Source organism: Streptomyces sp. NPDC127197 (assembly GCF_042672405.1).
Taxonomy (GTDB): domain Bacteria; phylum Actinomycetota; class Actinomycetes; order Streptomycetales; family Streptomycetaceae; genus Streptomyces; species Streptomyces flavusporus.
The window spans coordinates 1-4,680 of the sequence record NZ_JBHXVG010000103.1; the positions used below are offsets into that span (position 1 = coordinate 1).

A 4,680-nucleotide genomic window follows, 5' to 3' on the forward strand; every position below is an offset into this window, starting at 1 on the left:
CACCGCATGACCCGCCACGGAGTCGGTGCCATGACCAGCGAGGACGGACTGCGGCTGCTGGATGCGGCCTGCGCGGCGGGCGAGCCGCACCTGCTGCCGATCCGGCTCGACGTCGGGGCGCTGCGGCGGCGGGCCGACGACGAGAGTCTCCCGGCGCTGCTGCGGGGTCTTGCCCAGCGTCGGGTGCGTCGTGGCACCGCGGACGGCGGCACGCGACGGCCCACGGAGCTGTCGCTCGCCGAGCGGCTCGCCCGGGTGTCCGGTGAGCAGCGGGCGCAGGCGCTGGAGGATCTGGTCGTCGCCCAGGTGGCGGCCGTGCTCGGCCATGCGTCGATGGCCGCGATCGAACCGGACCGTGCCTTCAAGGACATCGGGTTCGATTCACTGACGGCGGTCGAGCTGCGCAACCGGCTCAACACGGCCACCGGGCTGCGGCTGCCCGCCACGCTCGTCTTCGACCAGCCGACTCCGCAGGCGATCGCCCGCTTCGTGGAGCGAAAGCTGTTCCCGCAGGAGACCGTGCAGGCTCCCGCCCCGGGCGCGGAGGCGCCCCGCGCGGCCGCACCGGGCTCCCTCGACGACATCGACGAGATGGACGTCGACCTCCTCATCAACCTTGCTTTCGACGGCGACAGCGCCGGATCCGACGCGGAGCGTGAGTGACCACATGAGCAACCCCAACGACAAGGTCGTCGCCGCCCTGCGGGCGTCCCTCAAGGAGACCGAGCGGCTGCGGCAGCACAACCGCGAGCTCGCCGAGCGCGGCCGGGAGCCGATCGCGATCGTCGCGATGAGCTGCCGCTACCCGGGCGGTGTACGCACCCCGGAGGACCTGTGGCGGCTGGTGGCCGCGGGCGAGGACGCGGTGTCGGAGTTCCCGACGGACCGCGGCTGGGATCTGGACGGGCTGTACGACCACGGCGGATTCCTGTACGACGCGGCCGAGTTCGACCCGGCGTTCTTCGGGATCTCGCCGCGTGAGGCGCTCGCCATGGACCCGCAGCAGCGGCTGCTGCTGGAGACCTCCTGGGAGGCCGTGGAACGGGCCGGCATCGACCCGCGGACCCTGCGCGGCAGCCGTACGGGCGTCTTCGCCGGCGTCATGTACCACGACTACGGCACGCTGGTCGGTGAGTCGCCGGATGCCGTCGAGGGCTATGTCTACAACGGCAGCGCGGGCAGCGTCGCCTCCGGCCGGGTGGCCTACACGCTCGGCCTGGAGGGCCCGGCGGTGACGGTCGACACCGCCTGTTCCTCCTCGTTGATCGCGCTGCATCTGGCCGCTCAGTCGCTGCGCAACGGCGAGTGCTCCCTGGCGCTCGCCGGCGGCGTGGCGGTGATGTCGACGCCGACGCTGTTCGACGAGTTCAGCCGGGGTCAGGGGCACGGGCTGGCGCCGGACGGCCGGTGCAAGGCGTTCGCGGACAGTGCCGACGGGACCAGCCTGTCGGAGGGTGTGGGTCTGCTGTTGCTGGAGCGGCTGTCGGACGCCCGGCGCAACGGCCACCCGGTGCTGGCCGTGGTCCGCTCCACGGCGGCCAACCAGGACGGAGCGAGCAACGGTCTGACGGCACCCAACGGTCCCGCCCAGGAGCGCGTGATCCGGGACGCGCTGGCCGCCGCCGGGCTGACGGGCGCGGACGTCGACGTGGTGGAGGCCCATGGCACCGGCACGACCCTCGGCGACCCCATCGAGGCGCAGGCCCTCCTGGCCACCTACGGACAGGACCACACCCCCGACCAGCCCCTCTGGCTCGGCTCGCTGAAGTCCAACATCGGCCACACCCAGGCCGCCGCCGGCGTCGGCGGCGTCATCAAGATGGTCATGGCCATGCGCCACGGCCTGCTCCCCAAAACCCTCCACGTCGACACACCCTCCACCCACGTCGACTGGGACTCCGGCGCCGTGTCCCTGCTGACCGAGGAGCGGCCGTGGCCGGTCGTCGACCGGCCACGCCGTGCGGCCGTGTCGTCCTTCGGCGTGAGCGGGACGAACACGCACGCCGTTCTCGAGCAAGCTCCGCCCCCGGTGGTGAAGGAGCCCGCCGAGGGCGCGCCGGTGCGCGGGGCCGGGATGCCGGTCGTCCCGTGGGTGCTGTCCGCGCGGTCGGCGGACGCGCTGCGCGAACAGGCGGCCCGGCTGCGGGAGTTCGTGTGCGGCGCGGAGACCGTTGACTTGGTTGATGTCGGTTTCTCGCTGGCCACGGGCCGTTCGGTCTTCGAGCACCGGGCGGTGCTACATTCCGGCGGTTCCGGCGGTTCCGGCGGGCTCGACGGGGCGCTGGCGGCGCTCGCCGGGGACACGGAGGGTGCGGGTGCCGCCGCTGCGGGGCTGGTGGCGGGCGCGGGCCACCGTGCCGCCCGGACGGCCTTCCTGTTCACGGGGCAGGGCAGCCAGTACCCGGGCATGGGGCGTGAACTCCATGCTGCGCACCCCGTGTTCGCCGTGGCCTTCGACGAGGTCTGCGCGTACCTGGACTCGCATCTGGACCGTCCGCTGCGTGAGGTGGTGTTCGCCGAGCCGGGCACGCCCGAGGCGGCGCTCCTGGACCGGACGCAGTACACCCAAGCCGGTCTGTTCGCCGTCGAGGTGGCGCTGTTCCGGCTGGTCGAGGCGTGGGGGCTGCGACCCGCCGCGCTGTTGGGCCACTCCGTCGGCGAGCTGGCGGCGGCGCATGTGGCAGGGGTGCTGACGCTGCCGGACGCCTGCGCGCTGGTGGCAGCTCGCGGTCGGCTGATGCAGGAGCTGCCGACGGGCGGGGCGATGGTGTCCGTGCGTGCCACCGAGGACGAGGTCACGGAGGTGCTGGCCGGGCGCACGGAACGGGTGTCCGTCGCGGCCGTCAACGGGCCGCAGTCCGTCGTCGTCTCCGGCGACGAGGAGGCGGTGCTCGCGGTGGCCGCCGAACTCGCCAATCGGGGCCGGCGTACCAAGCGGCTCAATGTCAGTCATGCCTTCCACTCGCCCCGTATGGACGCCATGCTGGACGAGTTCCGGGCGGTCGCGGGCTCGCTGCGGTACGGCGATCCGTTGATTCCGGTCGTCTCCAACGTGACCGGTCGGACGGCGACCGCCGAGGAGCTGACCGACCCGGACTACTGGGTGCGTCATGTGCGGCAGGCGGTGCGTTTCGCCGACGGCATGCGGACGCTGGGCGAGCTGGGGGTCGGCAGCTGCCTGGAACTCGGTCCCGGTGGGGTGCTCTCCGGGATGGGGCAGGACTGCCTGCCCGGCGATGCCGTGGCGTTCGCCGCCGCTCTGCGCCGGGACCGCGCCGAGCCGGTGTCGGTCGTGGAGGCGGTGGCGACGGTGTTCGCCCGCGGTGCCCGCGTCGACTGGACGGCGCTGTTCGCCGGCAGCGGTGCACGGCGGGTGGATCTGCCGACCTACCCGTTCCAGCGGCAGCGTTACTGGCCGAAGGCCGCGTCCGGTGCGGCCGGGGACGTACGCTCGCTGGGTCTGGAGGCGGTGGACCATCCGCTGCTGGGGGCCGTGCTGGAGAGCGCGGACGGCGACGAGTTGCTGTTCACGAGCCGGGTCTCGCTCGCCGCCCAGCCGTGGATCCGCGGCCATCGTGTCGAGGGTGCAGCCCTGCTGCCGGGCACCGCGCTGGCGGAGCTGACCGTACGGGCCGGGGACAGGGCCGGTTGCCCTCTGCTGGAGGAGCTGACCCTTGAGGCGCCGATGGTGTTGCCCGAGGACGGCGGGTTGCGGCTCCGGGTGCGGGTGGGTGCCGCCGACGCGTCCGGCCGGCGTGCGCTGACCGTGCACGCGCGGCCCGACGGGGACGCGGCGCAGGACGGCCTGCCGTGGACGCGGCACGCGAGCGGCACCCTGAGCCCGGACCGCCTCGACTCCGGTGCCGGGCAGGACCTAAGCGGGGTCTGGCCGCCGGCCGGGGCGGAGCCGCTCGACATCGACGGCCGCTACGAGCGGTTCCGGGCGAGCGGGTTCGACTACGGGCCGGAGTTCCAGGGGCTGCGGGCGGCGTGGCGGCGCGGTGACGAGGTGTTCGCCGAGGTCGCGCTGCCGGAGGACCTGGCGGGGGACGCCGCGGATTTCGAGCTGCACCCTGCCCTGTTCGACGCCGCGCTGCAGACGGTCGGCCTCAGCGGCCTGACCGAGGACGGCGCGGCGGCGCTGATGCCGTTCTCGTGGCGGGGGGTGCGCCTGCATGCCGCGGGCGCGACGGTGCTGCGTGTGCGGCTGGCCGTGACCGGTCAGGACGAGGTGCGGCTCGACGCGGCGGACGCCTTGGGCGGTCCGGTCCTGACGGTCGACTCGCTGGCGCTGCGGCCGTTGTCCGGCCGGGCGGCTGGGGCCGCTGTCGCGGCGGGTCTGCGTGATGCGCTGTTCCGCGTGGAGTGGGTGTCCGTCGACGGGGTGCGGGAGGCCGGATCTACGGCGGAGGAGCCGGAGACGGTCTGGCTGTCCGCCGACGAGGGCCTCGGCGGCCTTTCCGGGCGCTCGGCTCCCGGCGTCGTGGTCGCTCCTTGCCCGCGCGGTGAACGGGCGGCTCTGCACTGGGCGTTGGACCTGGTTCAGGGGTGGCTGGCGGACGAGCGTCTCGCCGGCTCCCGGCTCGTCCTGCTCACCCGCAACGCGGTCGTCACCTCACCCCAGGACACCCCCGACCTGGAACACGCCGCCCTCTGGGGCCTCATCCGCTCCGCCCAGTC

At 73.8% G+C, this 4,680-nt stretch carries 2 protein-coding genes; both read left to right on the forward strand.

Annotated features, from left to right (window positions below; translation table 11 throughout):
• The coding region (locus ACFVJQ_RS45410) for a beta-ketoacyl reductase (RefSeq protein WP_385791831.1) at positions 1-663 on the forward strand (663 nt) is incomplete at its 5' end.
• A 4-nt stretch (positions 664-667) separates the two neighbouring features.
• Positions 668-4,680: type I polyketide synthase (locus tag ACFVJQ_RS45415; protein ID WP_385791833.1), on the forward strand; the 4,013-nt coding region annotated here is incomplete at its 3' end.